We start from the raw sequence: 3,387 nt of genomic DNA on the forward strand, positions 1-3,387 counted from the left end.
ACTTTTCTTCCTTTTATATTATATTATGTGTTATATTTGAAAGAAATAAACGGAAGTTTTTTCACAGACTGACGTTACCTGCTATGTTAGGACGACCGCACAGAACGACACGTTTTGACCGATTGACAACCGACATTTGCAGAAAACGGGGAACGCTGAAAACCGAAAAGAGTAAGCACAAACAAAAAAAACAATTTTAAAAATGGCTAAATTTTATTGTCAATGTTGCGGAACTGACCGTTCAAGCGTTTCAAGTCTAACAAGTTCATCTTGTAGCAAAAATCCAAATGGAAAGTATCATTCTCTTTATGAAGGAAGTGAGAAATCTAAATACACTTGTAAATATTGTGGAACTGACCGTTCAAGTATTTCAAGTTTAACAAGTTCATCTTGTAGCAAAAATCCAAACGGAAAATATCACGTTCCAGCAATGTAAAAAATCTTTTATCAAAGGTGGCTTCGCCACCTTTGATATTTTTAATCCGAAATTAAACTAATGGAAGCATCTACAACTATAAAGCAAATGTTGGCAGGCAACAAAATTTTTGTGCCGACATATCAAAGAGCATATTCTTGGGACACGGAACTTGAAAAAGCAAATTCGCCAAAACAGACAAATGTGTTTTTGTCTGACTTGGAAGACTACAATAAAAGTTCTACCAAATCAAAATACTATTTCGGACACTTTCTATTTGAAGAAAAAGACGAGAAAAAGTTTGGAATAATTGACGGACAACAACGAATGACGACAATCGTAATTTTCTTATCAGCATTATTCAGCAGACTAAAACAAATCAGACCTTTAAACGAAACCGAACAGGAAACATTTGAAGACATCATTAAACGAAACTCAACTTATCGTTTTGAAACAGTTGATTATGACGATAGATTTTTTAAAGATTGCGTAATTGACCAAAGCAAAAAGGACAGAAATGGAATAAAAACCGTTTCTGCAAAACGTATTGCAATTGCGTTTGACTTTTTCACTTCACAACTTGCAGATAAAGACGAAACTTATTTATTGAAAATGTTGGATACGGTTCAAAACGCATCTTGCACAACACACCCAGTAAAAGACGCTTCGGAAGCAATTCAAATGTTCATTTTCCAAAACAACAGAGGTAAAAAACCTTCAAATTTGGAAATTATTAAGGCTCAATTTATGTTCAATGTTCATCTTTATGGTGGCGAAGAAAAAGAAAGTCTGATAAAAGAAATCAAAGACCGATTTGAAGAAATTTACAAATCAATTTCTTCAATTGAATATCGAATTAACGAAGACGATGTTTTGGTTTACACACTTCGTGTTCATTTCAATTCACTTTGGGAAACAAACGCAATCGACAAAATAAATAAGTTGTTATCGGAAACAAACCCAATTCCTTTTATTAAATCGTTTACTCAATCTCTTGCCATAAGTTTTGAGCATCTAACAACATTTTTCAGCAAAGACGAAAGAGAAAATTTAGAAATTCATTCGCTTGTAACACTTGGCGGAATTGGTATTGCAATGCCTTTCATTATTAAAGCATATAAATTTGGTTTACCAATAAATCAAATCAATTTGCTTTGTAGCAAGTTGGAAACAATGGTTTTGCGACACAGACTAATCGGAACAAGAGCCGAAATCACGTCACGTTTAAATGATGTTTACCAAAAATTCACTTCTGAAAATCCTGACATCACACCAATAAATGTTAGAATTGATTGGATGAAAACCACACAAGATTGGTGGTGGTCTTATTGGGGAAACAAAGAGTTGGAGCGTTCAATTCAAGGCGGAATAAATCATACAACTGCTAAATATTTACTTTGGAAATACGAAAACCATTTAGAAGGACAAGGTAAAAGTGGTTATTCGCCTACTCGATTTGACAAAATTGAAAAGCCAGAATTGGAACACATTGCACCGCAAACTGAAAATCCAGAAACAGGTTATGACAGTTATGACGAGGAATTTGTAAATCAATACATCAATTGTTTAGGAAATTTTTTATTGCTTTCCAAATCACATAATTGTTCAGTTGGTAACAAACCATTTGCTGACAAACTCAATAGTTACAACCATTTGGAACAACAACGAGAAATACAAAAAATGACTTCTGAAAGTGCAACTTGGACAAAAGAACTTATTCAGCAACGTAAAGACAAAATCGTTAATTTCGTAATTGAAAATGTATAACAGAAAAAAACACAGCAGGTAACAGGCGTTTGGCAAAAAAGCGGGTTAAGTGCTTAAATGAAGCTTTGTGCTTCGTATCAAGTTCAGTGCTGGCAGACAGTTTAGTGCTTCGAAATCCGCTTCTTCGCCAAGCGCCAAACCGTTAGCACTAATTACACCCCAAATAACTAAAAATCAGTAAATTAAATCATAAATGACAATAAAATTTGAAGTTGAAAAAATTGTTAAATATCTTGAAAAATATAAAAGTGATTTACCAATATTATATAATTGGAATGCAAAAATAGGAAGACTTGTAGAACTTGAAACGCTAACAGAAGAACAAGTTAAGGAAATTAATATATTAACAAATTATGAAAAAGAACTTCAATTAAAAAGGATTGTTGGTAAAAAACTGAACGATACTTTTAAGACTAATACCGAACTGTTTGACAAACTTTGTTTATGGGTTATCAAAGATTGGGGAGGTATTACAACTGCAAAAGATAATGACACTTTAAGTTTAATAAAGGATTTTTTGATTCAAGATAAGCCAAGTTTTAAGCGAATTGCAAGTTCTTCAAAAGTTGGAGCATATATGTTTCCTGAAAAAAATGTTATTTATGATTCTCGTGTAGCTTACGCTCTTAATTGGATTATACTTTCTGAAAATGCAGGACAAAAATATTTCCCAATTCCCGAAGGCCGTAATTCAAAAATGGTAGCATTTGACTTAAACGTATTGATTCGATTAAAAAATATTACAAATTATCAAATAACTGATATTAAACATTTAGATCACAGACTATTTATACAAAATTGCGACAAGAAAATTTTTATAAATAAAAAGCATGCTTATTCCGAACTTAATGATCTAATTAAGCAGATTAGTATACAATTATGGAATGGAGAAAAGCATAAAGAAGAAAATTTATACTTCACAGAAATGCTTTTATTTTCAATTGCGGACAGAGAAGTTTTTAGAGATATTACAACTTTATATGGAACAAATTAAAAAAGAGTAACTAGTGCTAACAGCCGTTTGGCTAGATTGCGAATTTTGTGGTAAATTCAAGTTTACGTTTCGCAAGAAATTTTATCTAAGCCGAAAATATTCGGTTACGAAGTTCGCAACCTCGCCAAGCGCCGAGACGTCAGGCTGTGAAAAAACCTCATTTAGTCGCTATTTTGACTTAAAATCATCCTCATAAACATCACTACAATCG

2 protein-coding genes are annotated in these 3,387 nt (G+C 32.6%); both read left to right on the plus strand.

Features of this window, described 5'->3' with window-relative positions:
• The first annotated feature begins 496 nt into the window (after positions 1 to 496).
• A complete protein-coding gene (locus H8R24_RS17820; protein ID WP_187021792.1) occupies positions 497 to 2,182 on the plus strand; it encodes a DUF262 domain-containing protein in 1,686 nt (561 codons plus the stop codon).
• A gap of 193 nt (positions 2,183 to 2,375) precedes the next feature.
• Positions 2,376 to 3,176 (plus strand): hypothetical protein, encoded by an 801-nt coding sequence (locus tag H8R24_RS17825; RefSeq protein ID WP_187021791.1) that lies wholly within the window; start codon positions 2,376 to 2,378, stop codon positions 3,174 to 3,176.
• Positions 3,177 to 3,387 lie beyond the last annotated feature (211 nt).

This window comes from Flavobacterium muglaense, from assembly GCF_014305155.1.
In the GTDB taxonomy this organism is placed as follows: domain Bacteria; phylum Bacteroidota; class Bacteroidia; order Flavobacteriales; family Flavobacteriaceae; genus Flavobacterium; species Flavobacterium muglaense.